Annotated in this window: 28 protein-coding genes and 1 pseudogene; 10 read left to right on the top strand and 19 right to left on the bottom strand. The window is 66.4% G+C overall.

Annotated elements, in window-relative coordinates; all coding sequences use genetic code 11:
- The first annotated feature begins 98 nt into the window (after positions 1-98).
- A complete protein-coding gene (locus tag HBE63_RS02475; RefSeq protein WP_166902975.1) occupies positions 99-1,550 on the top strand; it encodes a catalase in 1,452 nt (483 codons plus the stop codon).
- Here HBE63_RS02475 and HBE63_RS02470 read toward each other — a convergent pair.
- Positions 1,547-2,155: a TetR/AcrR family transcriptional regulator gene (locus HBE63_RS02470; protein WP_166902973.1), complete on the bottom strand. Its 609-nt coding sequence runs from the start codon at positions 2,153-2,155 to the stop codon at positions 1,547-1,549. The two genes, HBE63_RS02475 and HBE63_RS02470, sit on opposite strands and share 4 nt — an antisense overlap.
- A gap of 74 nt (positions 2,156-2,229) precedes the next feature.
- Between HBE63_RS02470 and HBE63_RS02465 the strand changes: the two genes are divergently transcribed.
- Positions 2,230-3,129 carry a TauD/TfdA family dioxygenase gene (locus HBE63_RS02465; protein WP_166902971.1) on the top strand — a complete coding sequence of 300 codons (900 nt, stop codon included), beginning with the start codon at positions 2,230-2,232 and terminating at the stop codon, positions 3,127-3,129.
- Here the strand turns inward: HBE63_RS02465 and HBE63_RS02460 are convergent.
- Both HBE63_RS02460 and HBE63_RS02455 read right to left on the bottom strand, forming a co-directional pair.
- Positions 3,119-5,086: a YhgE/Pip domain-containing protein gene (locus HBE63_RS02460; protein ID WP_166902969.1), complete on the bottom strand. Its 1,968-nt coding sequence runs from the start codon at positions 5,084-5,086 to the stop codon at positions 3,119-3,121. The two genes, HBE63_RS02465 and HBE63_RS02460, sit on opposite strands and share 11 nt — an antisense overlap.
- Position 5,087: 1 nt before the next feature.
- Positions 5,088-5,783: a hypothetical protein gene (locus HBE63_RS02455; RefSeq protein ID WP_166902968.1), complete on the bottom strand. Its 696-nt coding sequence runs from the start codon at positions 5,781-5,783 to the stop codon at positions 5,088-5,090.
- A gap of 58 nt (positions 5,784-5,841) precedes the next feature.
- Here HBE63_RS02455 and HBE63_RS02450 point away from each other — a divergent pair, with 58 nt between their 5' ends.
- On the top strand, positions 5,842-6,453 hold the full coding sequence (locus HBE63_RS02450) for a TetR/AcrR family transcriptional regulator (RefSeq protein WP_371814904.1): 612 nt from the start codon (positions 5,842-5,844) through the stop codon (positions 6,451-6,453).
- A gap of 4 nt (positions 6,454-6,457) precedes the next feature.
- On the opposite strand, the gene HBE63_RS02445 is transcribed toward HBE63_RS02450, so the two are convergent.
- From HBE63_RS02445 to guaB, 4 genes are all read right to left on the bottom strand, one after another.
- Positions 6,458-6,979: a phosphate uptake regulator PhoU gene (locus HBE63_RS02445; RefSeq protein WP_371815077.1), complete on the bottom strand. Its 522-nt coding sequence runs from the start codon at positions 6,977-6,979 to the stop codon at positions 6,458-6,460.
- A gap of 117 nt (positions 6,980-7,096) precedes the next feature.
- On the bottom strand, positions 7,097-8,833 hold the full coding sequence (locus tag HBE63_RS02440; RefSeq protein ID WP_166902964.1) for a GMC family oxidoreductase: 1,737 nt from the start codon (positions 8,831-8,833) through the stop codon (positions 7,097-7,099).
- 116 nt (positions 8,834-8,949) lie between these two features.
- Positions 8,950-10,077, bottom strand: a complete 1,128-nt coding sequence (locus HBE63_RS02435) for a GuaB3 family IMP dehydrogenase-related protein (RefSeq protein WP_208301395.1) — start codon at positions 10,075-10,077, stop codon at positions 8,950-8,952.
- A 38-nt stretch (positions 10,078-10,115) separates the two neighbouring features.
- On the bottom strand, positions 10,116-11,657 hold the full coding sequence (gene guaB, locus HBE63_RS02430; RefSeq protein ID WP_166902962.1) for an IMP dehydrogenase: 1,542 nt from the start codon (positions 11,655-11,657) through the stop codon (positions 10,116-10,118).
- Positions 11,658-11,814: 157 nt separating this feature from the next.
- Between guaB and HBE63_RS02425 the strand changes: the two genes are divergently transcribed.
- Positions 11,815-12,219: a DUF5319 domain-containing protein gene (locus tag HBE63_RS02425; RefSeq protein WP_069404784.1), complete on the top strand. Its 405-nt coding sequence runs from the start codon at positions 11,815-11,817 to the stop codon at positions 12,217-12,219.
- Here HBE63_RS02425 and HBE63_RS02420 read toward each other — a convergent pair.
- From HBE63_RS02420 to HBE63_RS02410, 3 genes are all read right to left on the bottom strand, one after another.
- Positions 12,210-13,391, bottom strand: a complete 1,182-nt coding sequence (locus tag HBE63_RS02420) for an anti-sigma-D factor RsdA (protein WP_166902960.1) — start codon at positions 13,389-13,391, stop codon at positions 12,210-12,212. The two genes, HBE63_RS02425 and HBE63_RS02420, sit on opposite strands and share 10 nt — an antisense overlap.
- On the bottom strand, positions 13,384-13,962 hold the full coding sequence (locus tag HBE63_RS02415) for a sigma-70 family RNA polymerase sigma factor (RefSeq protein ID WP_166902958.1): 579 nt from the start codon (positions 13,960-13,962) through the stop codon (positions 13,384-13,386). The genes HBE63_RS02420 and HBE63_RS02415 overlap by 8 nt, the downstream gene beginning before the upstream one ends.
- 102 nt (positions 13,963-14,064) lie before the next feature.
- Positions 14,065-14,862 carry a hypothetical protein gene (locus tag HBE63_RS02410; protein WP_166902956.1) on the bottom strand — a complete coding sequence of 266 codons (798 nt, stop codon included), beginning with the start codon at positions 14,860-14,862 and terminating at the stop codon, positions 14,065-14,067.
- A gap of 435 nt (positions 14,863-15,297) precedes the next feature.
- On the opposite strand from HBE63_RS02410, the gene HBE63_RS02405 reads away from it, so the two are divergent.
- Positions 15,298-15,588 (top strand): WhiB family transcriptional regulator, encoded by a 291-nt coding sequence (locus tag HBE63_RS02405; RefSeq protein WP_163663981.1) that lies wholly within the window; start codon positions 15,298-15,300, stop codon positions 15,586-15,588.
- A 31-nt stretch (positions 15,589-15,619) separates the two neighbouring features.
- On the opposite strand, the gene HBE63_RS02400 is transcribed toward HBE63_RS02405, so the two are convergent.
- Positions 15,620-15,982, bottom strand: a complete 363-nt coding sequence (locus HBE63_RS02400; RefSeq protein ID WP_166902954.1) for a DoxX family protein — start codon at positions 15,980-15,982, stop codon at positions 15,620-15,622.
- Between the two features lie 77 nt (positions 15,983-16,059).
- Between HBE63_RS02400 and HBE63_RS02395 the strand changes: the two are divergent.
- From HBE63_RS02395 to HBE63_RS02385, 3 genes and pseudogenes are all read left to right on the top strand, one after another.
- Positions 16,060-16,227: pseudogene (locus HBE63_RS02395) on the top strand (sigma factor); the annotation flags it as partial.
- A gap of 227 nt (positions 16,228-16,454) precedes the next feature.
- On the top strand, positions 16,455-16,916 hold the full coding sequence (locus tag HBE63_RS02390) for an OsmC family protein (RefSeq protein ID WP_166902952.1): 462 nt from the start codon (positions 16,455-16,457) through the stop codon (positions 16,914-16,916).
- A 62-nt stretch (positions 16,917-16,978) separates the two neighbouring features.
- Positions 16,979-17,386 carry a nitroreductase family deazaflavin-dependent oxidoreductase gene (locus tag HBE63_RS02385; RefSeq protein ID WP_208301284.1) on the top strand — a complete coding sequence of 136 codons (408 nt, stop codon included), beginning with the start codon at positions 16,979-16,981 and terminating at the stop codon, positions 17,384-17,386.
- Here HBE63_RS02385 and HBE63_RS02380 read toward each other — a convergent pair.
- From HBE63_RS02380 to HBE63_RS02365, 4 genes are read right to left on the bottom strand one after another with little or no spacing between them, the layout of a single operon-like run.
- Positions 17,364-18,158, bottom strand: coding sequence for an enoyl-CoA hydratase (locus HBE63_RS02380; protein ID WP_166902948.1), 795 nt, complete (start codon positions 18,156-18,158; stop codon positions 17,364-17,366). The two genes, HBE63_RS02385 and HBE63_RS02380, sit on opposite strands and share 23 nt — an antisense overlap.
- Positions 18,155-19,189: a zinc-dependent alcohol dehydrogenase family protein gene (locus tag HBE63_RS02375; RefSeq protein ID WP_166902946.1), complete on the bottom strand. Its 1,035-nt coding sequence runs from the start codon at positions 19,187-19,189 to the stop codon at positions 18,155-18,157. The genes HBE63_RS02380 and HBE63_RS02375 overlap by 4 nt, the downstream gene beginning before the upstream one ends.
- A gap of 51 nt (positions 19,190-19,240) precedes the next feature.
- Positions 19,241-19,501 (bottom strand): hypothetical protein, encoded by a 261-nt coding sequence (locus HBE63_RS02370; RefSeq protein ID WP_208301283.1) that lies wholly within the window; start codon positions 19,499-19,501, stop codon positions 19,241-19,243.
- A gap of 16 nt (positions 19,502-19,517) precedes the next feature.
- Positions 19,518-20,969 carry an FAD-binding oxidoreductase gene (locus HBE63_RS02365; RefSeq protein ID WP_166902944.1) on the bottom strand — a complete coding sequence of 484 codons (1,452 nt, stop codon included), beginning with the start codon at positions 20,967-20,969 and terminating at the stop codon, positions 19,518-19,520.
- Here HBE63_RS02365 and HBE63_RS02360 point away from each other — a divergent pair.
- Both HBE63_RS02360 and HBE63_RS02355 read left to right on the top strand, forming a co-directional pair.
- Positions 20,968-21,117 (top strand): hypothetical protein, encoded by a 150-nt coding sequence (locus tag HBE63_RS02360; protein WP_166902942.1) that lies wholly within the window; start codon positions 20,968-20,970, stop codon positions 21,115-21,117. The two genes, HBE63_RS02365 and HBE63_RS02360, sit on opposite strands and share 2 nt — an antisense overlap.
- A gap of 15 nt (positions 21,118-21,132) precedes the next feature.
- On the top strand, positions 21,133-21,729 hold the full coding sequence (locus HBE63_RS02355) for a hypothetical protein (protein ID WP_243858462.1): 597 nt from the start codon (positions 21,133-21,135) through the stop codon (positions 21,727-21,729).
- Here HBE63_RS02355 and HBE63_RS02350 read toward each other — a convergent pair.
- From HBE63_RS02350 to groES, 4 genes are all read right to left on the bottom strand, one after another.
- Positions 21,692-22,171, bottom strand: a complete 480-nt coding sequence (locus HBE63_RS02350) for an SRPBCC family protein (RefSeq protein ID WP_166902940.1) — start codon at positions 22,169-22,171, stop codon at positions 21,692-21,694. The genes HBE63_RS02355 and HBE63_RS02350 overlap by 38 nt on opposite strands.
- 22 nt (positions 22,172-22,193) lie before the next feature.
- Positions 22,194-23,702, bottom strand: coding sequence for an adenylate/guanylate cyclase domain-containing protein (locus tag HBE63_RS02345; protein WP_166902938.1), 1,509 nt, complete (start codon positions 23,700-23,702; stop codon positions 22,194-22,196).
- Positions 23,703-23,753: 51 nt separating this feature from the next.
- A complete protein-coding gene (groL, locus tag HBE63_RS02340) occupies positions 23,754-25,373 on the bottom strand; it encodes a chaperonin GroEL (RefSeq protein WP_166902936.1) in 1,620 nt (539 codons plus the stop codon).
- 95 nt (positions 25,374-25,468) lie between these two features.
- Positions 25,469-25,771 carry a co-chaperone GroES gene (gene groES / locus HBE63_RS02335; protein WP_036390082.1) on the bottom strand — a complete coding sequence of 101 codons (303 nt, stop codon included), beginning with the start codon at positions 25,769-25,771 and terminating at the stop codon, positions 25,469-25,471.
- Positions 25,772-25,774: the final 3 nt, after the last annotated feature.

Below are 25,774 nucleotides of genomic sequence, written 5' to 3'. Positions count from 1 at the left end.
GTGGATTCGACCACCGCGGGGTACCCGGCTCTCGTAAGTGACAGCGGTGGCGTCGCCGCGCGCGACGCGTCCCGCTGAACAGCGAAAGGAGCGACGGGGTGACCGGTACCCAGCCCAAGCCGACAACCACCGACGCCGGAATCCCGGTGTACAGCGACGAACATTCATTGACGATCGGTCCGGACGGGCCGATCCTGCTGCAGGATCACTACCTGATCGAGCAGATGGCGATGTTCAACCGGGAGCGCATCCCGGAGCGTCAGCCGCACGCGAAAGGCGGCGGCGCATTTGGTCACTTCGAGGTGACCAGCGACGTCAGCGCCTACACCAAGGCCGCACTGTTCCAGCCGGGCGTCAAAACCGAGACCCTGACCCGCTTCTCGACCGTGGCGGGTGAGCGCGGGAGCCCAGATACCTGGCGTGACCCCCGCGGATTTGCGACCAAGTTCTACACCACCGAGGGCAACTTCGACATGGTCGGCAACAACACCCCGGTGTTCTTCATGCGCGACCCGCTGAAGTTCCAGCACTTCATCCGATCCCAGAAGCGCCGTGCCGCCAACAACCTGCGTGACCACGACATGCAATGGGATTTCTGGACGCTGTCCCCGGAATCCGCACACCAGGTGACGTGGCTGATGGGCGATCGCGGCATCCCCCGCGACTGGCGCCACATGAACGGCTACTCCAGCCACACGTACAGCTGGATCAACGCCGCTGGAGAGATCTTCTGGGTGAAGTACCACTTCAAGACCGACCAGGGCGTCGAGTTCCTCACCCAGCAGGAGGGTGACGAGATGGCCGGCATCGACGGCGATGCCCATCAACGTGACCTGTACGCCGCGATCGAGCATGGCGATTACCCGACGTGGTCGTTGAAGGTCCAGATCATGCCGTTCGAGGAGGCCAAGGACTATCGGTTCAACCCATTCGACCTGACCAAGGTCTGGCCGCACGGCGACTATCCGCTGATCGACGTCGGCACGCTACGGCTGGACCGCAATGTCGAGGACTACCACGCCGAGATCGAGCAGGCCGCGTTCGAACCGAACAATCGCGTTCCGGGGACCGGCCTGAGCCCGGACAAGATGCTGTTGGCCCGCGACTTCGCCTACGCCGACGCCCACCGCCACCGGCTCGGCAGCAATTACAAACAGATCCCGGTGAACGCGCCGAAGGTGGAGGTGAACAGCTACTCGAAAGACGGCGCCATGCGGATGAAGAATGTGTCCGACCCGGTGTACGCCCCGAACTCATACGGTGGGCCCCAGGCTGATCCGGCGCGCACCGGCGAGTCGCTGTGGCACGCCGACGGCGACATGGTTCGCACCGCCTACACGCTGCACGCCGAGGACGATGACTGGGGCCAGGCCGGAACGATGGTGCGTGACGTGCTCGACGACGCGGCGCGCGCCCGGCTGGTTTCCAACATCGCCGGGCACCTGTCGAAGGGGGTCTCCGAGCACGTGTTGGAGCGGGCCTTCGAATACTGGAAGAACGTCGACAAACAGCTCGGCGAGAAGGTCGCGGCCGCGGTTAGCGGCAATTAGGCCGGAGCGTCAGTCTCAGTTAACCCATCCGCTGCGGTGCCGGGGTCGAGGATCCGGGCGATCTCGGCGCTGACCGCAGCGCGCGCTTCGTCTTCGCTGATCGAGTCCAGGCCGGCCGCCGACTTCAAGAATGGCTCGAACAGTCGCCAACCCAGTTGCAGGGCAACGGCGTTAACGACGGCCAGTCGTCCGCTGCGTTCGTCCTCGAAGCGCGGCAACGCCTGCCCGAGGAGCCTCGTGACGCCCGGAAACCGGGTCTGCAGTCGTCCCACGGGGTAATCGTCGAGCAGCGCCCTGGCCATCAACCGCATGTGTTGGTCCATGGCCTGCTCGATCTCGTCGGCGGGGCCGCCAGCGTCCAACAGCGCGGTGAGTCGGGCGCCGAGGTGATCGAGTACCGCGCCGACCAACTGATCCTTGGTGCCGAAGTGCCGGTAGATGAGCCCGTGGTTGACCTGGGACTTGGCCGCGATGTCGCGGATCGACGTGGCCGCCGGTCCCTGTTCGGCGAACAGATCCGCGGCGGCCGACAATGCGGCCGCGACCACCTCGTCCTTGCCGACCGGACCGGCCGCATCCTTGCCCGGTGGCGTCGGTGTAGTCATGTGGTTACACTAGCTCACATACAGAGTGTAGTCGCCTGACTACACATGTTCCCACCAGGACAAAGGACACGCCGATGACTGCTTCCACCACCGCTCGCCTCACCGCCACCAAGCTCGGTAGCCGTATCGGTGCCCGCATCGACGGCGTGCAGTTGGGCGGGGATCTCGATGAGGGCACGGTCGCCGAGATCCGGCGCGCACTACTCGAGCACAAGGTGATCTTCTTCGGCGGCCAGCACCATCTGACCGACGAAGGACAACATGCATTCGCCCGACTGCTCGGCACCCCCGTCGGCCACCATGCGCTCAAGCAGGCCGACGCCCCGATCATCACGCCGATCGACTCCGAGTACGCGAAGGCGACCCGCTGGCATACCGATGTCACGTTCGTCCCGAACTATCCCGCGGCGTCGATCCTGCGCGCGGTCACGCTACCCAGCTACGGCGGCTCCACCCTGTGGGCGTCAACCGCCGCCGCGTACGACGCGCTCCCCAAGCCGCTCAAACAACTCGCCGAGAATCTCCGGGCGTTGCACAGCAACCGATTCGACTATGCTGCGGCGCCGGTGATCGCGTTGACCGAAGAGGAACGCGAGATGCACGCCGCATTCATGAAGCCCGACTTCCGCACCGAGCATCCCGTGGTGCGGGTGCACCCCGAGACCGGTGAGCGCACCCTGCTGGCCGGGGACTTCGTCCGCGGGTTCCTCGGCCTGGACAGCCATGAATCCGCCACCTTGCTGGATCTGATCCAACGACGGATCACCATGCCAGAGAACACCATCCGGTGGAATTGGGCTCCCGGCGATGTAGCGATCTGGGACAACCGGGCCACCCAGCACCGCGCTGTGGACGACTACGACGATCAGCGCCGGGTCATGCACCGCGTCACCCTGACCGGTGACGTACCCGTCGACGTGCACGGCCAGCGCAGCCGCGGCCTCGGCGACGCGGCCGAATTGATCACATCTTGATCGCGGGCATCAGCCTGGTCATGTTCCACATCCGGTTGCGCCTGGCCGACAGCGCCGAGATGCTCAGGGCACCGGCCCAGATCAGCAGCAACGCGATGATCGCCTGCCAGAGCCGGTGATCGATGCCGCCGAGGATGAGCTGACGTAATCCGTTGACGCCGTATGTCATCGGGTCGTAGTTGTGGAACATCTGGAACGGCCGTGACGTGGTTTCCACCGGGTACATCCCGCCGGCGCTGACCAACTGCAGCATGAGCAGGGCCATCAGCAGCACCCGACCCACCGCGGGGCCGACGAAGGCGTTGATCGCCTGTGTCGCGGCCACAAAGGCGCATGACACCAGGATCATGAAGCCCAGCATCGCGACCGGATGCACCACCTGCATGCCGAGCGCGAACCGCACCACGCAGTACAGGATGATCGCCTGGAACACGCCGATGACCGCGGCGGGCAGGTAGCTGGCGAGCACCACCCGGATCGCCAGCACCTCCGCGGCGATCGGTCGGTTCTGCAACGGGCGCAACACCATCCACAGCACCAGTGCACCGAAGAACAGGGCGAGCGTGATGAAGAACGGTGCCATCCCGGTGCCGAAGTTGGGTGCGGAGTTCTCGGCAGAGTTCTGCAGGTGAACCGGGCCGCCGATGGTGTCGGCGATCGCGTCCTTCTGCGCGGGCGTCCATTCCGGCACCTGGCCGGCGCCGTCGGCGAGCTTCGTCGCCAACTCAGCCGACCCGCTTCGCAACTGGGTGGTGCCGGATTTCAGCTGGCCGGCACCCGTGTCGAGTTTGGCAATGCCACTGGCTAATTCGGCGTTGCCCGAGGCGAGCTGCTGCGCTCCGCCGCGCAGCTGGTTCAGCTTGGCATTGAGATCAGAGTTCTTGCTGCCCACCTGATCGAGCGCGGAGTTCAGCGGGCTGCCGGGGTTACGCAGCGACGAGGTCATCGAGATCGCCGCGTTTTCGGCGTCGGTGAGCTGCTGGCGAATCTGCGGCGTGAACTGGTGGGACCGAAGATCATCCGCCACCCCGCGCAGAGTTCCGGCGGCATTGTTGGCGATCGGATCGGGGCTGGTCGAGAGCTGGTCGATCACCGACGTCAACGCGGTCGCGGCGGAATCCTGCGCCCCGGTGATGGCACCGATCTGGTCATTGGCCTGACGCAGCGCGACGGTGCCGTCTTCCAGTTTCTGAGTGTCGCCACCGATCTTCGACAGCGCCGAGGTCACCGCGACCAGCGGATCGGTGGCCTTGTTGATCCCATCGGAGAGTTGCTTGGCGCCGGTGGCCAGCTGCGCCGAGCCGGACCGCGCAGTGTGCAGGCCGGCGGCCAGCTGACCGGCGCCGTCATCGACTTTCACTGCCCCGTCGGCGAGTTGGGCCGCGCCGTCGGCGGCCTGCTTGATCCCGGCGCCGGAGCTGACCACGACCGAGAGCACCTGGTTGACCGCCTGGCCCGAGATCCGCGTCGACACCGCGTTGAGCACCTGATCGATCGCGGTGCGGCCGATGTTCGACGAGATGTAGTTGTTGGCGTCGTTGTAGACCGCATTCAAGTTGGCCTGTTTGGGCTTCCCGGTCAGCGGTGATGCGATCGCCTCACTGAAATCCGGCGGCAGTTCAAGCATGAAGTAGTACGTGCCGTGGTCGACGCCGTTGCGTGCCTCTTCCTCATCCACCACATGCCAGTTCAGGCTGGCATCGTCGGTCAGGCTCTTGGCGATCTCAGCGCCGACATTGACCTGCTGTCCCGACACCACCGCTCCCCGGTCCGAATTGACCAGTGCCACCGGCATTTTGTCGACCTGACCGAAGGGATCCCAGTAGGCCCAGAGATACAGCGCGCCGTAGACGAGCGGCAGCAGCATCAGCACCACGATCGCAGCCCGGGTCATCCGGCTGCGGCCGAAGCGTTTGATTTCCGAGCCCGCAACCAGGTCGGTGAGTCCAGCCAACATGTCAGTTCTTTCCGGTCAGGATGCGGTGGTCGTGCAGATCGTGGCCGGGAGCTTCGTGGCCGAGCGGATTGGTCACTCCGACAACGACACTGCGCTGGGTGGCGATGGCACCGAGCCGCTCGACCGCGATTGCGCGCCGGCAGTTGTCCCTGACCTGTTCGAGATCTCCGACCACGAGGATCGGGCGATTCGAGAACAGTGCCAGGGTGACCTTCAGCAGAAACAGGTCGAGGTCGGACAGTTCGCTGTTGTAGGTCTCCGGTGCGGGCGGCGTCAGGTCGCCGAACACCTCACGTAGTGCGGACTCGCCGGCTTCGGCCGGCACCCGCCGATACCACGGGGCCAGCCATCGGCGTTGCTCGGCGAGCACCGTCTGCACGGTGACCGAGTCTTCGAGTTCGTCGATGTCGGCGAAGGCCGCGATCGCGCAGTGCCGTCGAATGTCGCGGGGCCGAGTCTCGCCGCAGACCGTCACGGTGCCGTGGGTGGGCGCCAGGCGTCCGGCCAGGGTCAGCAGCAGAGCGGTCTGGCCCCAGCCCCCGGGCATCTGGATGGCGTGAAATCCCGGTGTGAGCTCCAAGTCGATGCCGGAGAACAGCGGCCCGTGCTCGCCGTCAACCCCAAGCCCGGCTGTGGAGATCTGCGGCGCGGCGACCTGGGTCTCCCCGGTGTCCGCGACGTCGTCCTTGTCTTCCATCTCCGACCTTTCGATACTCACTGGTATCCATTCGATACTAGCGAGTATTGTGTTGGTCATGACTGCTGTCAAACCGGCACGCATCCGCCCCACACGCGACGAGGTTCGCGACCGGATCCTGGATGCCGCACTGACGGTTTTCGCGGCCGAAGGCTTCGCCGGCGCCACCATCGACGCCATCGGTCACGCCGCGGGATTCACCAAGGGCGCGGTGTACTCCAACTTCGAATCCAAAGACGAGTTGTTCCTGGCCCTACTGGACCGGCAGTTCGAGAGCCGCGGCGCCCTGATCGCCACCGCGCTCGACAGGGGGCACGGTGACACCGCCGCGATCGCCGCAGCACTGAGCCGCGCAACCCTGGACTCAATCCACGATCAGAACGAGTACCAGATCGTGCTGATCGAGTACTGGCTGCGCGCGGTACGCGATCCCGAGTTGCGTGAACGCCTGGTGGCCAGGCGCCGCACGGCCGCCGATCAAGCCCTGCGGATCGTCGAACAGGCCGGCACGTCACTGCCAGGGAAGCAGCTGTCGGCACTGGCGCAATTGGTGGTCACGATCATCTCGGGGATTGCCACCGAAGAGGTGCTCCAACCGGGCACGATCGACATCGACACGCTGACCCGGCTGTTCACCGCCCTGCTGGAATCCACTCCCGACGGGCATTAACCGCTCAGGCCAGCTTCTTGTGCTCGGGCCGGCCGCCCGTCGCCTCGAAGATCACCCGCTTGCCGATCTCGACCGCGTGATCGGCGAACCGCTCGTAGTAGCGGCCCAGCAATGCGACGTCGACCGCCGAGCACACCCCGTCATCCCACTGACGGTCCAACAGCAGGGTGAACAAGTGACGGTGCTCAGCGTCGACGGCGTCGTCCTCGTCACGCAGGCGCGCGGCGACGTCGGGGTCCCGCGACACCAGCACGTCCTGGGCGGTCTGCGCCAACGCCACTGCCTGCACACCCATCTCGGTGAAGCTCGTGCGCACCTCGTCCGGCAGGGCGCAATCGGGATGACGGAGCCGGGAGATGTCGGCGACGTGGACCGCGAGTGCACCCATCCGGTCGAGATCGGCCGCGATGTGCATCGATCCGACCACCATGCGCAGCTCGCTGGCCACCGGCTGCTGCAAAACCAGAAGCCGAAATGCCGACTCCTCGATGCGGCCGCCGTAGACGCTGATCACCAGCCCACACATCTCTGCAAGCTGGTTGCACAGCGCAGCCAACTCGTCGTGGAACGCCTCGCGCATCGTCACACCCTCCGGCCCGGGCCTCGCCCTGGCGAGGGTTAAATACCCGGAATCGGGCGGGTGCTAACCGCCTGAGTTGACCGGTTCGATGGGCAGCCGCCGCAGCCCGGCGGGCGCGTCGGCCGGCACCACGGGACGCTCGGGAGCGATCGGAGCCAGTTTCCGGTACGGCTCGTTCTGACCCGGCCGCTGGTCGTTCTGCCCGTTGTTCGGCCACAGCGACGCCGCGCGTTCGGCCTGCGCGGTGATCGACAGCGACGGATTCACCCCGAGGTTCGCCGAGATCGCCGCGCCGTCCATGACATACAGCGTCGGGTAGTTGTACACGCGCTGATACGGGTCGATGACGCCGTGCTCGGCACTGTCGCCGATGGCTGCGCCGCCGAGGAAGTGTGCGGTGAGCGGGATGTTGAACAGCTCACCCCAGGTGCCACCGGCCACGCCGTCGATCTTGGCGGCCATCCGGCGGGTCACCTCGTTGCCGACCGGGATCCAGGTCGGGTTCGGCTCGCCGTGTCCTTGCTTGGACGACATCACGCGCTTGCCGCCGGGGCCACGCTTGGTGAATGTGGTGATCGAGTTGTCCAGGTGCTGCATCACCAGCGCGATCACCGTGCGCTCACTCCACCGCTGCGGGTTCAGGAGGCGGATCAGCTTGCCCGGATCCTGGCGGCCCTGATCGAGGAACTGCCGCCAGCGGGGCACGTCGGTGCCCTGCGGCCCGGTGCCGTCGGTCATCAGCGTCTGCAACAGGCCCATGGCATTGGAGCCCTTGCCGTACCGCACCGGTTCCACGTGAGTGTCAGCGGTGGGGTGGATCGACGAGGTGATCGCGACGCCGTGGGTGAGATCCATGCCGGGTGTCACCGTGAGGGTCTGGGCACCCACGATCGACTCGGAGTTGGTACGGGTCAGCACCCCGAGCTTCTCCGACAGCTTGTTGAGCTTTCCGGTATCGCGCATCTTGAACAGCAGCTTCTGGGTGTTGTACGTCCCGGCGGCCAGCACCAGGTGCGTCGCGGTGAACGTCTTGCGCTTGCGGCGCAGCTTGCTGCCGGTGCGCACGGTGGTGACCTCCCAGAGCCCGTCTGCGCGCTGCTCGAAGCTCGTCACCGTGGTCATCGGATGCACTTGCGCCCCAGCGGATTCCGCCAGGCCGAGGTAGTTCTTGACGAGCGTGTTCTTGGCGCCATGGCGGCAGCCGGTCATGCATTCGCCACACTCGATACACCCGGTGCGGGCCGGACCGGCTCCGCCGAAGAAGGGGTCCGGCACGGTCTTGCCGGGAGTCATCTCACCGTCGAGACCGAAGAACACCCCGACCGGCGTGGCGACGAACGTGTCCCCGCAGCCCATGTCATCGGCGACCTCTTTGACGATGCGGTCCGCATCGGTGAAGGTCGGGTTCTTCACCACCCCGAGCATCCGCTGGGCCTGGTCGTAGTGCGGCATCAACTCGGCCCGCCAGTCGGTGATGTCCTTCCACTGCGGATCGTTGAAGAACGGGTCCGGCGGCACGTACAGGGTGTTGGCGTAGTTCAGCGATCCACCGCCGACACCGGCGCCGGCCAGGATCATCACATTGCGCAGCAAGTGGATGCGCTGGATGCCGTACATGCCCAACTGCGGTGCCCAGAGGAACTTGCGCAGATCCCAGGAGGTCTTGGCGAAGTCCGGATCGGTGAACCGCTGGCCGGCTTCGAGCACACCGACCCGATAGCCCTTCTCGGTCAGCCGCAGCGCACTGACGCTGCCGCCGAATCCCGAACCGATCACCAAGACGTCATAGTCAGGCTGCATGTGACCAGTATGACGCTACCCACAGGTAACTTTCTAGACAGGAGTCCCTAACTTGTAAAGAAGGCTGTGGACCCTGGGGGCGAAAGCGGCAAAAGGAGCCCACGCGAAGGTCGGCATCAGGAGCCGACGCTCAGGCCCACCTTCTGGAATTCCTTGAGATCGCAGTACCCGGCCTTGGCCATCGACCGGCGCAGGCCGCCGACCAGGTTCAACGAGCCGAACGGGTCATCGGACGGCCCGGTCAGCACCTGCTCCAGGCCCGGCCGCTCCCCGACTGCCACCTGCAGCAGGGCACCGCGCGGCAACGACGGGTGCGCAGCCGCGGTCGGCCAGAACCAGCCAGCGCCCTGGGCCTCGGCAGCCACCGCCAGCGGCGTGCCCAGCACGACGGCGTCGGCACCACAGGCGATCGCCTTGGCCAGGTCGCCGGAGCTGTGGATATCACCGTCGGCCAGCACGTGCACGTACCGGCCGCCGGTCTCGTCGAGGTACTCACGACGGGCAGCCGCCGCGTCGGCGATCGCGGTGGCCATCGGCACGCTGATGCCGAGCACCTCGTCACTCGTGGTGACACCGGCCGTGGAGCCGTAGCCGACGATCACGCCCGCAGCGCCGGTGCGCATCAGGTGCAGGGCGGTGCGATGGTCGAGCACGCCGCCGGCCACCACCGGTACGTCGAGTTCGGAGATGAACGTCTTGAGATTGAGCGGCTCGCCATCGGAAGCGACCCGCTCGGCGGAGATGATGGTTCCCTGGATGACCAGCAGGTCGATCCCGGCGGCCACCAGCGTCGGGGTCAGCGCCTGGGCGTTCTGCGGGCTGACGCGGACCGCGGTCGTCACCCCGGCCTCACGGATACGGGCCACCGCCGCGCCGAGCAAGTCGGGATCCAGCGGGGCGGCATGCAACTGCTGCAGCATCCGGATCGCGGCCGAATCGTCAGGTGCCGACGCAGCGACATCCAGCACCTGGGCGATCTTCTCCTCGACATTGGCATGCCGGCCGATCAGCCCCTCGCCGTTGAGCACGCCGAGCCCGCCGAGCCGACCCATCTCGATCGCGAACTCCACCGACACCAGGGAATCGGTCGGGTGTGCGATGACCGGGACCTCGAAGCGGTAGGCATCGAGTTGCCAGGCCGTCGAGACGTCCTTCGACGAGCGGGTGCGCCGCGAGGGCACGATCGTGACGTCGTCGAGCTCATAGGTGCGGCGGGCGGTTCTGCCCATGCCGATTTCAACCATGTCGCGCATGACTGTTCTTAGTCTCCTGCCCCACCGGTTCAGCGGGTGTAGTAGTTGGGGGCCTCGACAGTCATGGTGATGTCGTGGGGGTGGCTTTCCTTCAACCCGGCCGCCGTGATCTGGACGAACTGCGCCTGCTGCAACTGCTCGATGCTCGCCGAGCCGGTGTAACCCATGGCCGCCCGCAACCCGCCCGTCAACTGATGGATCACCGATCCCAGCGGACCGCGGAACGGCACCCGGCCCTCGATGCCCTCAGGCACCAGCTTGTCCTCGGAGAGCACATCGTCCTGGAAGTAGCGGTCCTTGGAGTAGGACTTGCCACCGCCGCGTCCCTGCATGGCACCCAGCGAGCCCATGCCGCGGTAACTCTTGAACTGCTTGCCGTTGACGAAGATCAGGTCACCGGGTGATTCGGCGGTGCCGGCCAGCAGCGAGCCCAGCATGGCCGTCGATGCGCCGGCCGCCAGCGCCTTGGCGATGTCCCCCGAGTACTGCAGGCCGCCGTCGGCGATCACCGGGACGCCGTAGGGGCGACAGGCTGCCACCGCCTCCAGGATGGCGGTGATCTGTGGGGCGCCGACACCGGCGACCACACGGGTGGTGCAGATCGAGCCGGGGCCCACACCGACCTTGACCGCGTCGGCGCCGGCCTGCACCAGCGCAACCGCCGCGGCACGGGTCGCGACGTTGCCGCCGACGACCTCGACGCGGTCGCCCACGGTCTGCTTCACCCGCGCCACCATGTCGAGCACGCCCCGGTTGTGGGCGTGGGCGGTGTCGACGACCAGCACGTCGACACCGGCGTCGACCAGCGTCATGGCCCGCGCCCAGGCGTCCTCCCCGACGCCGACCGCGGCGCCGACCAGCAGCCGGCCGTCGCTGTCCTTGGTCGACAGCGGGAACTGTTCGGTCTTGACGAAATCCTTGACCGTGATCAGGCCGGTCAGCTTGCCGTGGCCGTCGACGATCGGCAGCTTCTCGATCTTGTGGCGGCGCAGCAGACCCAGCGCAGCCTCGGCGGACACGCCTTCCTGCGCGGTGATCAGCGGCACCTTGGTCATCACCTCGGCGACTGGCTTGTTCTCGTCGACCTCGAAGCGCATGTCGCGGTTGGTGATGATTCCGACAAGCGCGCCCGAGCTGTCCACAACCGGTAGACCGGAGATCCGGAAGCGGGCGCACTTCGCGTCGACCTCGGCCAGGGTGTCTGTCGGCGAGCAGGTGACCGGGTCGGTGACCATGCCGGCCTCGGACCGCTTCACCGTCTCCACCTGGGCGGCCTGTTCGGCGGCGGGAAGGTTGCGGTGCAGCACACCCATGCCGCCGGCGCGGGCCATCGCGATGGCCATCCGCGATTCGGTGACGGTGTCCATCGCGGAGCTCACCATCGGCACCCGCAGACGGATGTTCCGGGTCAGCTGGCTCGAGGTGTCAGCGGTGGCCGGGACCACATCAGAGGCAGCCGGCAGCAGCAGCACATCATCAAAGGTGAGGCCGAGCATTGCGACCTTGGTGGGATCGTCGCCGCCGGTGGGGACCGGTACGGCGATGGGAACGCTGCTTTCAGCGATCGACATGGGTGGGGCCTCCAGTGGCAGGCGTGGGGCTTGTAACCCGATTCTATCGGCTCGCATATTGACAGTGATGTCGCCGCTCCTTGCACCTCAGGCGCAGATCACCGCGCGCATGAGGACGGCTGGCGCGATACCTGTACGGCTGCGTAGTGTGGGACTCGTGCGTGACCACCTCCCCCCTGGTTTGCCGCCCGATCCGTTTGCCGACGATCCTTGCGATCCGTCTGCTGCGCTGGACGCGATCGAGCCGGGCCAGCCTCTGGACCCCCAGGAACGGACGGCTGTCGAGGCTGATCTAGCCGATCTCGCGGTTTACGAAGCACTGTTGGCGCACAAGGGAATTCGTGGCCTCGTCGTGTGCTGTGACGAATGCCAGCAGGACCACTACCACGACTGGGACATGCTGCGGGCCAACCTGCTGCAACTACTTGTCGACGGCACCGTGCGCCCACACGAGCCAGCCTACGATCCCGAACCCGACGCCTACGTGACGTGGGACTATTGCCGCGGCTACGCCGATGCATCCCTCAACGAGGCGACATCGGAAACCGACGGCTACCGCTGACCGCCGTCTAGCCCCGGCAACAGGGGCACCTCGATAGCCGGCATGGCCGGCCCCTCTCCGCTGTGCCCGCCCGACGGGCTTCCGTGACTTTCGCCACTCCCAGTCTCTGCGGGCGCGGCCGGCGTCGTGCGCACCGGCGGTGCTGACGGCACAGATGTCGGCTCCACGGACGGCGCGACCGTCGTGGTCGCCGGAGGTGCTTCGGCCGCCGGCGCCGCCGAGGTGGTCGGAGCCGACGTCGTATGCGTCGCCGAAGACTGTGTGACCGGTTGCGAGGGAGCTGTCGCCGGCGCGGGCGCGCTCGTCGTCGGCTCAGCACTGCTCGACGGCGTCGGTGCCGCGGTCGAGGACGACGGGGTCGACGGCTGGGTGGTCGTCGGTTGGGACGTCGGGTTCTCCGACGGCGACGTAGATGGCGTGGACGTCTCCGAACCCGGGCTGGGCTCTGTCGGCGAGGTCGAAGGCCCAGTCGTCGGTGTGGACGTCGGGGTCTCCCCGGGCGTGCTCTCGGATGGGTACGGCGTCGTGGTCACCGTCACCTCCGGCAACACCACCGGTGGCGCATCGGGCGGCACGGTCGCGTTCGGGTCGCGGTTCTCCACCTTGACCGACAACTGCTGCCACTGGTCGACGAGTTGCTGCTTGCGCTGCTCGTCGTCGATGGTGGCAACGGTGGTGGTGATGGTCTGCAACTTCTGCTGGGCCTGATCCCACTGCCCGTCGTCGATCAGCTGTTGGACCTGTTTGAGCTCGCTCGACGCCAGCTCGACCCCCACGTCGCGCGTCACCGGCGCCGATCCGAAGACCAGTCCGCGCACGCCGTACAGGGCATCGCCCGGACCGGAGCCGTACACGGCCGCCCCGAACCCGCCGAGGCACAGCACGGCGGCGGCCATCGACCCCACCAGTGCCATCGGGAAACGCACCCGCCCCTGCGCGGTGGCCTTGTCGAGCGCTTTGACGGCCTCACGCGGCGTCGCGATACCCGACATCGGGGTGCGGCGTGCGTCATCGCGCCACCCCGTCAGCAGGACGGCCAGTTCGGCTTCCTCCCGGTCGGTCGCGTAGACCTGATGCTCGAGGGACAGTGCCTCGATGAATTTCTCGGACCGGTTGATCTCGTTGAGGGACGGATCACCACCGTTCGAGGTCCAGCGGCCGAAGTCAGGCATGGTCCCGCCCCGTCGCCATGATCTCGTTCTTCAGCCGGGCCAGTGCGCGGTGCTGGGCGACACGCACGGCGCCGGCAGTGCTCCCGACGGCCTCGGCGGTCTCCTCGGCACTCATCCCGACCACGACACGCAGGATCAGGATCTCGCGCTGTTTCTCGGGCAGCACGGACAGCAGCCGGGCCATCCGTTCAGAAGATTCGGTGTCGAGAGCGGACTGCTCGGGCCCCGCGTCAAGGGAAAACCGCTCGGGCACCACCTCGGTGGGCTCGGCACGGTTCCGGCCTGCCGCGCGATGCGCGTCAGCAACCTTGTGCGCAGCGATGCCGTAGACAAAGGCCAGGAACGGGCGTCCCTGATCTTTGTAGCGCGGCAGCGCCGTAATGGCGGCCAAGCACACCTCCTGCGCAACGTCATCAGCTGATAGACCACTGCGCTCGGTCGCCCCCACCCTCGCCCTGACATACCGAACGACGATCGGCCGAATGATCTCCAGCACTTCCGAGAGCGCGTTCCGATCCCCTGCCACTGCCTCAGCAACGACAACGTCGAGACGGTCTCCCGAACTTGTCATCGTGGGCGATCTCTCCAGCGTTACGTTGCACCGACACTCGCGGCGGATTGGCTCAGCTAAACAATAACGATCAATGAGGCGGTGCCCTGGACGGTGCCGGGTTTAGGCGCCGGCCCACACCCCGCCTCTGCGACGCACTGTATCGGCGCTGAGGTCCCGGATCCGGCTGATTTGGGGAGCGTCGTGCGTGCTACTTCCGATGTCGGCCAGCACGCAGGCCAACGCCCAGCGCAGCGGGACCAGCCCGGATTTCTCGGTGGCCAGCAGTGCTACGTCGGCGACCTCCCGGGCGGCGTCGAACTCGCCGGCGCTGCACAGCGCCGCGGCCAGCACGACTTCAGATTTGATGCGGTGGCGCGTCGAGCGGTGATCGGCTGCTGCGGCCACACCGCGGCGGGCATGCTGCACCGCCGCGGAGCCATCGCCCTGAACCATCGCCAGTTCGGCACTCACCCACGACAGTCGGATCCGCTGGCGCGAGTCGTCGGGAGTATCGACGGCACGCGCCCGGTCCAGCAGTCGGGCCGATGCGCCGAACCGACCGACCCCGAGGGCGTCCGCGGCGAGCCCGACGAGCGCGTCGGCGGCGGCCTCGTCATCATCACCGCGGTGAGCCAACGCCTGACCGTCGGCGCTGCGAGCGCGTACGTGCCCGCCCAGCTGGCGAAGAAAAGAAGCGCGGGTGCTGTGCGCCAGCGAGACCAACGGACCGGAGTCCTGGCACCGCAGGATCGCGGCGAGCTCGGTGAGCGCGCAGGCGTACCGCCCTTGCCCGCCTGCAGCGACGGCCCGCAGCCAGCGCTCGTGCGGGGTGACCGCGCTGGGCAACGGCCAGCGGCCGGGATTGGCCCCGAAAGCAGCGTCAGCCAGCATCGAGGCAGCAGGTGCGGATGTCGTCATCGGTAGGCGACGGTATCAATACGGCGCGCTTCGGGGGTCCACGGGAACCGGGCACCGGCGGAACCGGGTATTAAATCTTGCGATATGAGCATTAGTTAATAATTGATGGCTCGAATGTTAATGGCGCGTCAACTAACTGTCGGCCGCCCGGAATTGCATAGATCGCCCCGGCCTGGTCCAACAGGGAAAACCTGAAGACCTCTAGCAGATCCTCAACACCGATGTCTCAGTCACCGCGCCGCAATGATGAACGTGATGTAAATTCTCGACCTGCGGTTATGTCCTTTCGCACACCGGCGAGGTATTGACTCGCTTTATCGGGCCCCCCTAGTTTGTGTGCACGAGCGGTCATTGGCGACATGAGCTCAGTTCGGTTCCACCGACTCATACCCGCCCACTTCTGGCGAAATGGGCGAGCAGAGAGGGGTTTTCCAAATGCCGCAGCCGCAGCAACTTCCCGGACCCAATGCGGATATCTGGGATTGGCAAATGCAGGGGCTTTGCCGTGGAGTCGATTCGTCGGTGTTCTTCCATCCCGATGGCGAACGCGGGCGCGCCCGGGCGCAGCGTGAGGTGCGTGCCAAGGAGATGTGCCGCAGTTGCCCGGTGATCACCCAGTGCCGCTCGCACGCGCTCGCCGTCGGCGAGCCGTATGGCATCTGGGGCGGGTTGAGCGAGTCCGAGCGCGAGCTTTTGCTCAAGCGGGGCATCCGCCGCAGCGCCTGAGCCCCACAGCAGACTTCACAGCCGGGCTGGGTCAGCCTGCCGCGAAGGCGCCCAGCGCCAGCACCGCGAGCACGAGGAACCCGGCGGGAAAGGCGATGTTGTAGAACACCCGCGCGCGGATGTGGGTGATGAGGGCGCCGACGAAGAACGCGATCAGCCCGATCGCGGCGGCGACGCCCAGCGGCGGGAAAGCCAACAGGCCCGCGAGCAGTCCGACGGCGCCCGCGCCCTTGAGCAGCCCGAGCGTCGGTACCCAGGTCCGCGGGACGCCGACTTCTGCCGAGTTGGCCAGGACGAAGCGGACCCCGACGAGGTCCGCGACAGCCATCGCCCCATTGGCCGCGATGGCGATCGCGACGATCACGGCCGCGATCGTGCCGAGTTGTAGGGTCATGATGGTCGTCTCCCATGTTCGGTTGCGGCGGTGGTGGTTCACCTTGATGACGTTTCCGACGCCCGAAAGGTGACGCTGTGAACGACCTGGAGGCCCTGGCCGCCCGATTCGAGGAGGATCGGCACCACCTGCGCGCGGTCGCCCACCGGCTACTCGGTTCAGTGCATGACGCCGACGATGCAGTCCAGGCCGCGTGGCTGAAAGTCAGCCGGCGCGGCATCGCCGACGTGGGCAATCCGACCGGCTGATTCACGTCATCGACATCATCGGCGATCCGGACCGCTTGGGGCCACCGTCGATATCGTCCTGGCGAACTGACCGGGATTGCGTGGCGCCGCAAAGGTGCCTCCAAATCACTTGATCAATTCCAGAACCTCGCCGCGCGCCGATCCGCAACGGCCGGGTTCGGGGCGGCAACTCGTGCGACGATCCGATCGGGAAAGCCATCGGTCGACCTGCTGAGGAGCGCGGCATGACATCTGAGGAATCCGGGCGCGACACCGCATCGCCGGTCGGTGTGGTGACCGTCGCCGAATCAGGCGCGGGTACCTACACCCAGCAGATCACCGCCGGTCGCCACCAACTCATCGCTGACGAGCCCCTCCCGGTGGGCAGCGACGCCGGCCCGAATCCCTACGATCTGGTGTTGGCCGGCTTGGGCGCGTGCACGTCCATGACGGTGCGGATGTACGCCAACCGCAAAGGCTGGCCGCTTGAGCAAGTCCGAGTAGCGTTACGGCACTCCCGTATTCATGCCAAAGACTGTGCGGACTGCGAAACCACCAAGGGCATGCTGGACCACATCGACCGCGAGATCGAGTTGATCGGCGTCCTCGACGACGCTCAACGGGAACGGCTGATGGGCATCGCCGAGCGCTGCCCGGTACATCAGACCCTCACCTCGTCGGTGCACATCACCACGACTGAGCTATGAACCACACCGCGATTTCGCGATCTCAGTGCACCGTCGAGATGCGTCGGCGTAGGAAGGACTACATGGCAGACAACTGGAATGACAACATCATCGCCGAGTTCCGCGCCAACGGAGGCAAGGTCGGCGGCCCGTTCGAGGGTGCGACGCTGCTCCTGCTGCACACCACCGGGGCCAAGTCCGGCAAGGAGCGAATCAACCCGGTCATGGCGTTCGACCTCGACGGGAAACTCGCCATCGTCGGCTCCTATGCCGGCGCCGACGTCGACCCGGCATGGTTGCACAATCTGCGCGCACATCCCGATACCCACATCGAAATCGGCACCGACGCCTACGACGTACATGCTCGGGAGATGCCACTGGCCGAGCGGGACGCCGCCTACCCGCGCATCGTCGAGAAGGCACCGGGATTCGGGGAGTACCAGACCAAGACCGACCGCGTCATCCCGGTCATCGAGCTGCAGCGCCGCTGACGCCCGGCCAAGCAGGCGGGCGCTTGTCAATGAAGGCCTGGACGCCCTCGAGGGCGCTGGGATCCATCATGTTGCAGGCCATCGTCGTGCCCGCGTCGACAAACGCGGACTCGATGTCGACGTCAATCTGCCGGTAGAACAACTCTTTTCCCATCGCCACGGCGACACGGGGCTTCGCCACGATGCTCGCGACCAGCGCCTCAATTTCGTCGTCCAGGGCTTCAGCCTGAGCCACGCGGTTCACCAGCCCCAGCGCGCAAGCCTGGTCAGCGGAGATGAACTCGCCGGTCACGAGCATCTCGAAGGCGGCCTTGCGCGGCACGTTGCGCGACAACGCCACTCCCGGCGTTGCGCAGAACAGCCCGACGTTGACGCCGCTGACCGCGAAACGCGCGTCCTCAGCCGCCACCGCCAGGTCGCACATCGCGACAAGCTGACAACCCGCTGCCGTGGCAAGCCCCTGGACCCGCGCAATCACCGGCACCGGAAGTCGCTGGATCGACAGCATCACGGCTGTGCACTGTTCGAACAGTTGCTCGTAGTAGCCCAGTGACGGTTCGGCCCGCATCTCCTTGAGGTCATGGCCCGCGCAGAACGCCTTGCCGGATGCTCCGAGGACCACGGCCCGCACCGTCCTGTCTTCGGCCAGCGCATCAATGGCCTCGCCCAAGGCGGTCAGCATCGCCTCGGACAACGTGTTGAAGGCCTGTGGGCGGTTCAGTGTGAGGGTGACGACGCCGCGGTCGTCGCGATCGTGCAGCAGCAGTGTCATGGCTCGATCAACACCTTGAGGGCCTCCCGATCGGCCATCGCGCGGTAGCCGTCAGGGGTGTCGTCGAGGCCGATGGTGCGGTCGAAGACCCGCCCGGGCTCGATGGTGCCGTCGAGAACATCGGGCATCAGTTCCTCGATGTAGGCGCGGGCCGGTGCGACGCCACCGGTGAGGGTGACGTTGCGGAAGAAGGTGCCGAAACCCATTGGTACCTCGGTGTATTGAGAAACCCCGAGCCGGCTGACGCGGCCACCCGCGCGGACCGCGTCGAGGGCGGTGGCCAGCGACGGCTCGGTGCCGACACATTCGATCACCGCGTGGGTGCCGTCGCCGCCGGTGAGTTCACGGATCTTCTGGACGGCTTCATCACCACGTTCGGCGACGACGTCGGTCGCGCCGAATTCGCGCCCGAGGTCAGTGCGGACGGTGTGCCGCCCGTTCAGGATGATCTGCTCGGCACCCAGCCGCTTGGCGGCCAAAACGGCGCACAATCCCACCGCGCCATCGCCGATGACCGTCACCGAGGATCCCGGCCCCACCCCGGCCGTCACCACGCCGTGGTGACCGGTGCAGAAGACGTCAGACAACGTCAGCAGGGAGGGCATGAGCGCCGAGTCCTCGGCCACCGGAAGTTTCACCAGCGTCCCCTGCGCTTGCGGAACGCGCACGGCCTCGCCCTGGCCGGCATCGACGCCGGGCGCGCCCCAACCACCGCCGTGACGGCACGAGGTCTGCAATCCCTCCTGGCAGAAGTCACACGTGTTGTCCGCCCACACGAAGGGCGCCACCACCAGATCGCCACGACGAAATCCGGACACGTCAGCGCCGACGTCCTCGACGATTCCGATGAACTCGTGCCCCATCCGTCGGCCGCCGTCCTTGTGCGGCATGGACTGGTACGGCCACAGGTCACTGCCGCAGATGCACGCGCGGGTGACGCGCACTATGGCGTCGGTCGGTTCCTTCAAGATCGGGTCGGGAACATTCTCGACCCGTACGTCGCCGGCCCCATACATCACGGTTGCTCGCATGCTCGGTTCCTTCGCTCGTTGCGGTGCCGGGTGAGACCTGTCGCCTCGAGGTTAGGCCGATGGCCGCGAGCGGATTCCCGGAACGGACAGCACGATGATCTCCGTTGCCCTGGCGGCCCGGTCAGCAGGCCAACCGGCCGCCACCCCGAATACCCACGCCAGGTCCCCGCCCGCCTCCTCGAACTCCACGCGGTGACTGTCGAACGGGTCGGTCAGACCGAGGTCGTGCAGCATGGCCGCGACGTAATAGAGCTCGTCGTCGAAGGCGATGCGGTGCGCGGCCGCCGGTGTCTGTGGAGACATCTCGTCCATGCCGCCTCCTCTCTCCTCAGAAGTTCAAGCCCGAGAACATGACCCGGCCCGGGTCATACTTCTGCCGGGTGGCAGTCAGGCGGGAGAGGTTGGCACCGAAATACCGCGATGCCGGTTGGTTCGCCTCGAGGTAATTCACATAGCCACCGGCCGAATACTGTGCCACTGCCTGGTGAGCGGTGTTGAGCCAGTTCGCCGCCGGCGCAGGCGAACCGGAGGTTTCCACGTACCACTGCACCAGTGCGGACTGCCGCCGCCACGGAAAGGCGGTGTCTCCCGGCCCCACGGTGGCCAGCGCGCCGTCGAGCGCATGCATGATCACGATCGGGCGGCCGGCTCCGGCAGGGAACGCGTTGAACGCCGCAGCGATTCCCTGAGCCGCGGCCGGGGTGATCGTCGGGAAGACATCGGACCCGCCGACATAGCCGAGCGGCGACGGATTGAGATTGTCGGCGGCCAGAAACTTCACCAGGTCCAGGTAATTGAACGTGCGGTTCTCCGTGTTGGTCGGCTGCAGCCCCACCGCTTTGACCACGGCGGCTCCCACGCTGTTGCCTGACCCCGCCGGGCAGGTCGCCAGGATGCGACAGTGTGCGCCTTGCGGATCGGTGATGGTGTCGGCCAGTGCCCAGCTGTTGCGGTCGGCGGTACGCAGCCAGTTCTGCCACCCGAGGAGAACCTGCGCGAACGACTCCAGCGGGTAATGCAGGCCGACGACATCCACGTCGCCGATCGGGAAGGTGGCGAAGGTCAGCGCGGTCGTCACCCCGAAATTGCCGCCACCGCCACCACGTAGCGCCCAGTACAGGTCCGGATGCTCGTTGGCCGACGCCGTGACCCCAGCACCGCCGGGCAGCACCACCGTCGCCGACACCAACTGATCGGACATCAGACCCGCATGCCGCGACTGGGCGCCCAGCCCACCGCCCAGGGCGTGTCCGGCTGCGCCGACCGTGGGGCAGGTGCCCGTCGGGATGCCCCGCCCGGCTGCGGCCAGCGCCTGGTGGATCGCGTACAGACCGGTCGCGGGCGTCACCGTGACTTGGCCCGTCGCCGCGTCGTAGTTGATGCCTCCGGGCAGTTGGCGCAGGTCCAGGACCATCGTCCCGTTCGCTGTCGACGCGCCCACATAGGAGTGCCCGCCGCCCCGTGGAGCGACCTTGAGGTTGTGTGCCGCAGCGAAGGCCATCGCCCGCTGCACGTCCGCTGCCGATGCCGGGGTGACCACGGCCGCGGGCGCCAGGCCGTTGAAGTTGGTGTTGAAAACACTTTTGGCCGAGGCGAATTGCCCACCGGTGTCCGGGAGTACCACTTTCCCATTGATGGCGGCCGAGAGGTCGCCCCAGCCGGCCGGTTCAGCACTGGCCCGGCTCGACCCGAACACTGCTCCGGCGGCCAACGCCCCGACGGCGCCGCGCAGGAACGTTTGACGCGAGACCCCGCGCGGCGACTCCCGCGGTTCCGTCATGTCCGAATTGTGGGCCACCTGGCGTGAAGAGCCGCACTACCGCTGCACGTGTCGTGGTCTCGGTCCGATACCGATTCGCACCCACGGCTACGACCGCCACCGCCGGGATCGCCACCGCCGGCCCGAAAACTTCGACGAGGAGAGCTGACGATCTGTAACTTCCGTGGCGGACGCGCCGACATACAGTTCAGCGCGTCTGAAGGGGGTTAACCCGATGCTGAATGATCGTCGCCGAGCAATGACCGCCGTCGGTGCCGCCATGGCGGCACTTGCCGTACCGGCAATCTTGAATGCCGCCTCGGCCCACGCGAACCCGCTGCCCGGTTTCTGTGTGCCGCCCAGCATCGTCGACAACGTCTGCACGGCGCGGCTGACATCCGTGACGGCCGACGTGATCGACGGGACTATCACCGGGACGCCGGTGGTCGGCGGTGCGGCGATTACCCTTGCGGGACAAGCAGATGCATACCTGAAATCGGCGGGATTCGGCGACGCACCACCGGATCCGGTTCAAGAATGGGACACCGCGATCGAGAGGGTCGGCAACCTCGACACCTCCCCGTCAAACCCCAATTGGTACGGCAATGCGAAGGCCAGGGTGTTCCTGCCCAGATCCCTCAATGACCTGGCCACCAAGTTCCCTCCCGACAGCCTGATTGTGCGGTTCGTGTCCGACGACTCCCGGCCTGACGCGTTTCGGCTGGTCTCCATTCAGCCGACAGCTACGCCCGATCCTGCGCCAGCCCGGTCAGGTGCTTGAGCGAGTTGTCCAGGTGCTGCCGGTCGAACGGCGGGAACTCGATGTGTTCGCGAAGAGCCGCCGGCACCGCTGACCAGTCATACGTCAGGGTTACCTCGGTCCGGTCGTCACCGAGCGGCTCAAGGTCGTAGCGCCAGATCCAGCCGCCGAATTCGAGGCTGGCATCGTCAGCGCCTTGGCCCGGCAGCCACGCAATCACGCGCGGTGACTCGAAGACCTCGACCCGGTTGGCCATCTCGTAGTGCATGCCGCCGTAGTTGTCGTGGTACATCGCCATCCGGAAGATCTGGCCGACTTCGGTCAGACGCTTGCCGTCGAGCGACTCTCGCACCCAACCGGTGCCGTCGATCGCCTGATGGGCGGTCGGGTCGGCCAGCACCGCGAAGACGGTTTCGACCGGCGCGTTGATCGTGCACGCGGTGCTCATGGTTTCGTCAGTCATGCCCGTACCGACCACCGGCGGCTCAAAAACTCATCGATGGGTCGAGTCCGAAAACTCTTACCGCGGCTGACTTGCCTTTCAGCTCGTGAAGCCCCCGGTCGGTGAGCCCGCTTGGACGGACCTCCAAAGCGTCAACGGTCGGCTGGGTCAGCAGGATTGAGTCGCCGGTCGTCTTGGTGAGTTGCTCGACACGGGCAGCGACGTTGACGGCATCGCCGATCAGCGTGAACTCCAGCTTGCCGCCGCCACCGATGGTGCCGGCGATCACCACACCGGTGTTGATGCCGATACCGATTCGCAGCGCACCCTCGAATCGTTCGGCAACCAATCGCTGCATCAACAGCGCGGCGTTCACTGCAGAGTCGGCATGGCCGACAAGATCGTTGGGAGCACCGAACACAGCCAATGCGCCATCGCCGAGGAACTTGTTGACGTGCCCTCCGGCATCGACCACAGCAGGCACGACAACGTCGAACAATTCATTGAGACGAGTCACGACATCCTCAGCGCTGTTCGCCTCGGCGTACGGGGTGAAGTCGCGGATGTCGACGAACATGACCGTCACCTCGCGGCGCTCACCAGTGAACACATCGTCACCCTGCTCAAGTAGCCGCGACGCCAGAGCAGGGTCGACGTACGTACCGAACGCTGCCTGAAGCCGTTGCCGCTCAGCCAAACCCGCCTGCATGCGGTTGAATGCCGCCGACAAGGCACCCAGGTCGTCGTCCTGAACTACCGGCAGACGTTGAATGTAGTCACCTGCCGCAACACGTTCGGTCCCCTCGGCGAGGTCGCGGATCGGTCGCAAGAAGGGCGAGATCGCCATGAATGCGATCGGGCCGGCAATCAGCGTCAAGGCACACCCGATTGCCAAGGAGACGATCGGGTCCTCGCGGGCGCGGTCGATCACGGACGCCGTGATCGCGGCCCCGGTGGAGAATCCGAGCGCCATCGCGATCATGGTGATGTGGGACCACGCGGCAAAAGTGGGGTGAGAGCGCGGCAGGGAGTCGCCGATTCCCGTGTCACCGGCGATGGCGGTCCTGACCGGCCGCAGCGATCCCTCGCTGAAGCTGTGAATGCCGATCACTCCGGTGGCCGCTCCGTACGCGGCACCGACAACCCCGTATTGGACCAGTCGCCACTCGGTCGCCCCGGCAACCGTGGCCACAACGACCGCCACGCAAGGCGTCCAGACCACGTCGGTTGCGAGCACTCGGGCAGTCGTCCTCCGCGCATAGACATAAGTGGCGCGCAGCGCCTCCATCGGATCGACCTGGTGGCCCGCTGCCCACTTTTCGATCGGGCGCAACCGCTTCGAGCCGGGAAGAACGAACAGGTAGGTCCGCACCAGCATGGCGACACAAGTGATGACGGCCGCCTCCGCATAGCGATCGGATCCCTCGAAGGCGACGATGATCAACGGGAAGGCGAGGTGGACCGACAGCCCCGCGAGGTAAACGAGGACGCAGATCGCCCAGGAGTACGTCGGCCCGTACCGATCCCACACCCACTGAAAGATCCGGTCCATGTCGAAACAAAACACCCCCGGCCTGATGGCCGGGGGTGTTTCGGACTACTTCTAGTGAGCGTGGCCGTGGTGGCCGTGCCCGTGATCTTCTTCCTCGGCCGGCTTGTCCACGACGGCCGTCTCGGTCGTCAGGATCATGCGCGCCACCGATGCGGCGTTGAGCACCGCCGAGCGGGTCACCTTGACCGGATCCACGATGCCCTCGGCGAGGAGGTCACCGTAGGTCAGGGTGGCGGCGTTGAAGCCCTGGCCGTTGTCCTGCTCGCTGACCTTGTTCACCACGACCGAGCCGTCCAGGCCGGCGTTGGTGGCGATCCAGTACAGCGGGGCCGACAGCGCGGAGGAGAACACGTCGACACCGAGGGCCTCGTCGCCCTCGACCTCGCCGCGCAGCTTGACCAGCGCCGTGCGGGCCTGCACGAGGGCCGCGCCGCCACCGGTGACGATGCCCTCCTCGACGGCAGCCTTGGCCGCCGCTACTGCGTCCTCGACCGCTTCCTTGCGCTTCTTCAGGTCGGTCTCGGTGGCCGCACCGACCTTGATGACCGCGACACCGCCGGACAGCTTGGCCAGCCGTTCCTGCAGCTTCTCCCGATCCCAGTCCGAATCGGTGGACTCGATCTCGGCCTTGAGCTGCTTGACGCGATCGGCGACCGCGTCCTTGGAGCCGCCACCGTCGACGAGCACGGTGCTGTCCTTGGTGACCACGACGCGACGGGCTGAACCCAGCACGTCCAGACCGGCCTCGCGCAGCACCAGGCCCACATCGGGGTTGACGACCTGCCCGCCGGTGACCACGGCGAGATCGTCGAGGAACGCCTTGCGACGATCACCGAAGAACGGCGCCTTGACGGCGACGGCCTTGAGCGTCTTTCGGATGGCGTTGACGACCAGGGTGGACAGGGCCTCACCCTCGACGTCCTCGGCGATGATCAGCAGCGGCTTGCCGGCCTCGGCGACCTTCTCCAGCAACGGCAGCAGGTCGGGCAGCGAGCTGACCTTGTCGCGGTGCAGCAGGATCACCGGGTCCTCGAGCACCGCTTCCTGGGAGTCGAAGTCGTTGACGAAGTAGGCCGAGATGAAGCCCTTGTCGAAGCCGACACCCTCGGTGACCTCGAGCTCGGTGTTCAGCGTCGAGGATTCCTCGATGGTGACCACACCGTCGTGACCGACCTTGGTCATGGCCTCGCCGACCAGCTGGCCGATCTGCTCATCGCGCGAGGACACCGTGGCGACCTGGGCGATGGCCTTTTCGTCCGATACCGGGGTGGCCGCGGCCAGCAGAGCCTCGGACACCGCGTCGGCGGCCTTGCTGATGCCCTGACCCAGCGCGATCGGGTTGGCACCGGCGGCCACGTTGCGCAGGCCGGCCTTGATCAGCGCCTGTGCCAGCACGGTGGCGGTGGTGGTGCCGTCGCCCGCGACGTCGTTGGTCTTGGTGGCCACCGACTTCACCAGTTGGGCACCGAGGTTCTCGAACGGGTCTTCCAAGTCGATCTCGCGCGCGATGGTCACACCGTCATTGGTGACCTGCGGTCCACCGAAAGCCTTGGCCAGCACCACGTTCCGACCGCGCGGACCCAGCGTCACCTTGACCGCGTCGGCGAGCTTGTCCACGCCGGCCTCCATGGCACGGCGCGCAGTCTCGTTGAACTCAATCTGCTTGCTCATAGATGTCTTTCTGCTTGAGAACGCATACCGCCCCGGACATCACCCGAGCTGAACACGGGGATCTCCGGGGCGGTTACACGAGGTCCTTTACGGAACTACTTTGCGACGACAGCCAGCACGTCGCGGGCCGACAGGATCAAGTACTCCTCGCCGTTGTACTTGATCTCGGTGCCGCCGTACTTGCTGTAGATGACGGTGTCGCCCTCGGCAACGTCCAGGGGGATCCGCTTCTCGCCATCCTCATCCCAGCGGCCGGGGCCAACTGCGACGACGGTGCCTTCCTGCGGCTTTTCCTTGGCGGTGTCAGGGATGACCAGACCGGATGCGGTCGTGGTCTCGGCCGCGTTGGCCTGAACGAGGATCTTGTCCTCGAGTGGCTTGATGTTGACTGCCACGATGGA

The sequence above is a fragment of the Mycobacterium sp. DL440 genome, from assembly GCF_011745145.1.
Lineage (GTDB): Bacteria > Actinomycetota > Actinomycetes > Mycobacteriales > Mycobacteriaceae > Mycobacterium.
This window is presented reverse-complemented; position numbering and strand designations above follow the sequence as displayed.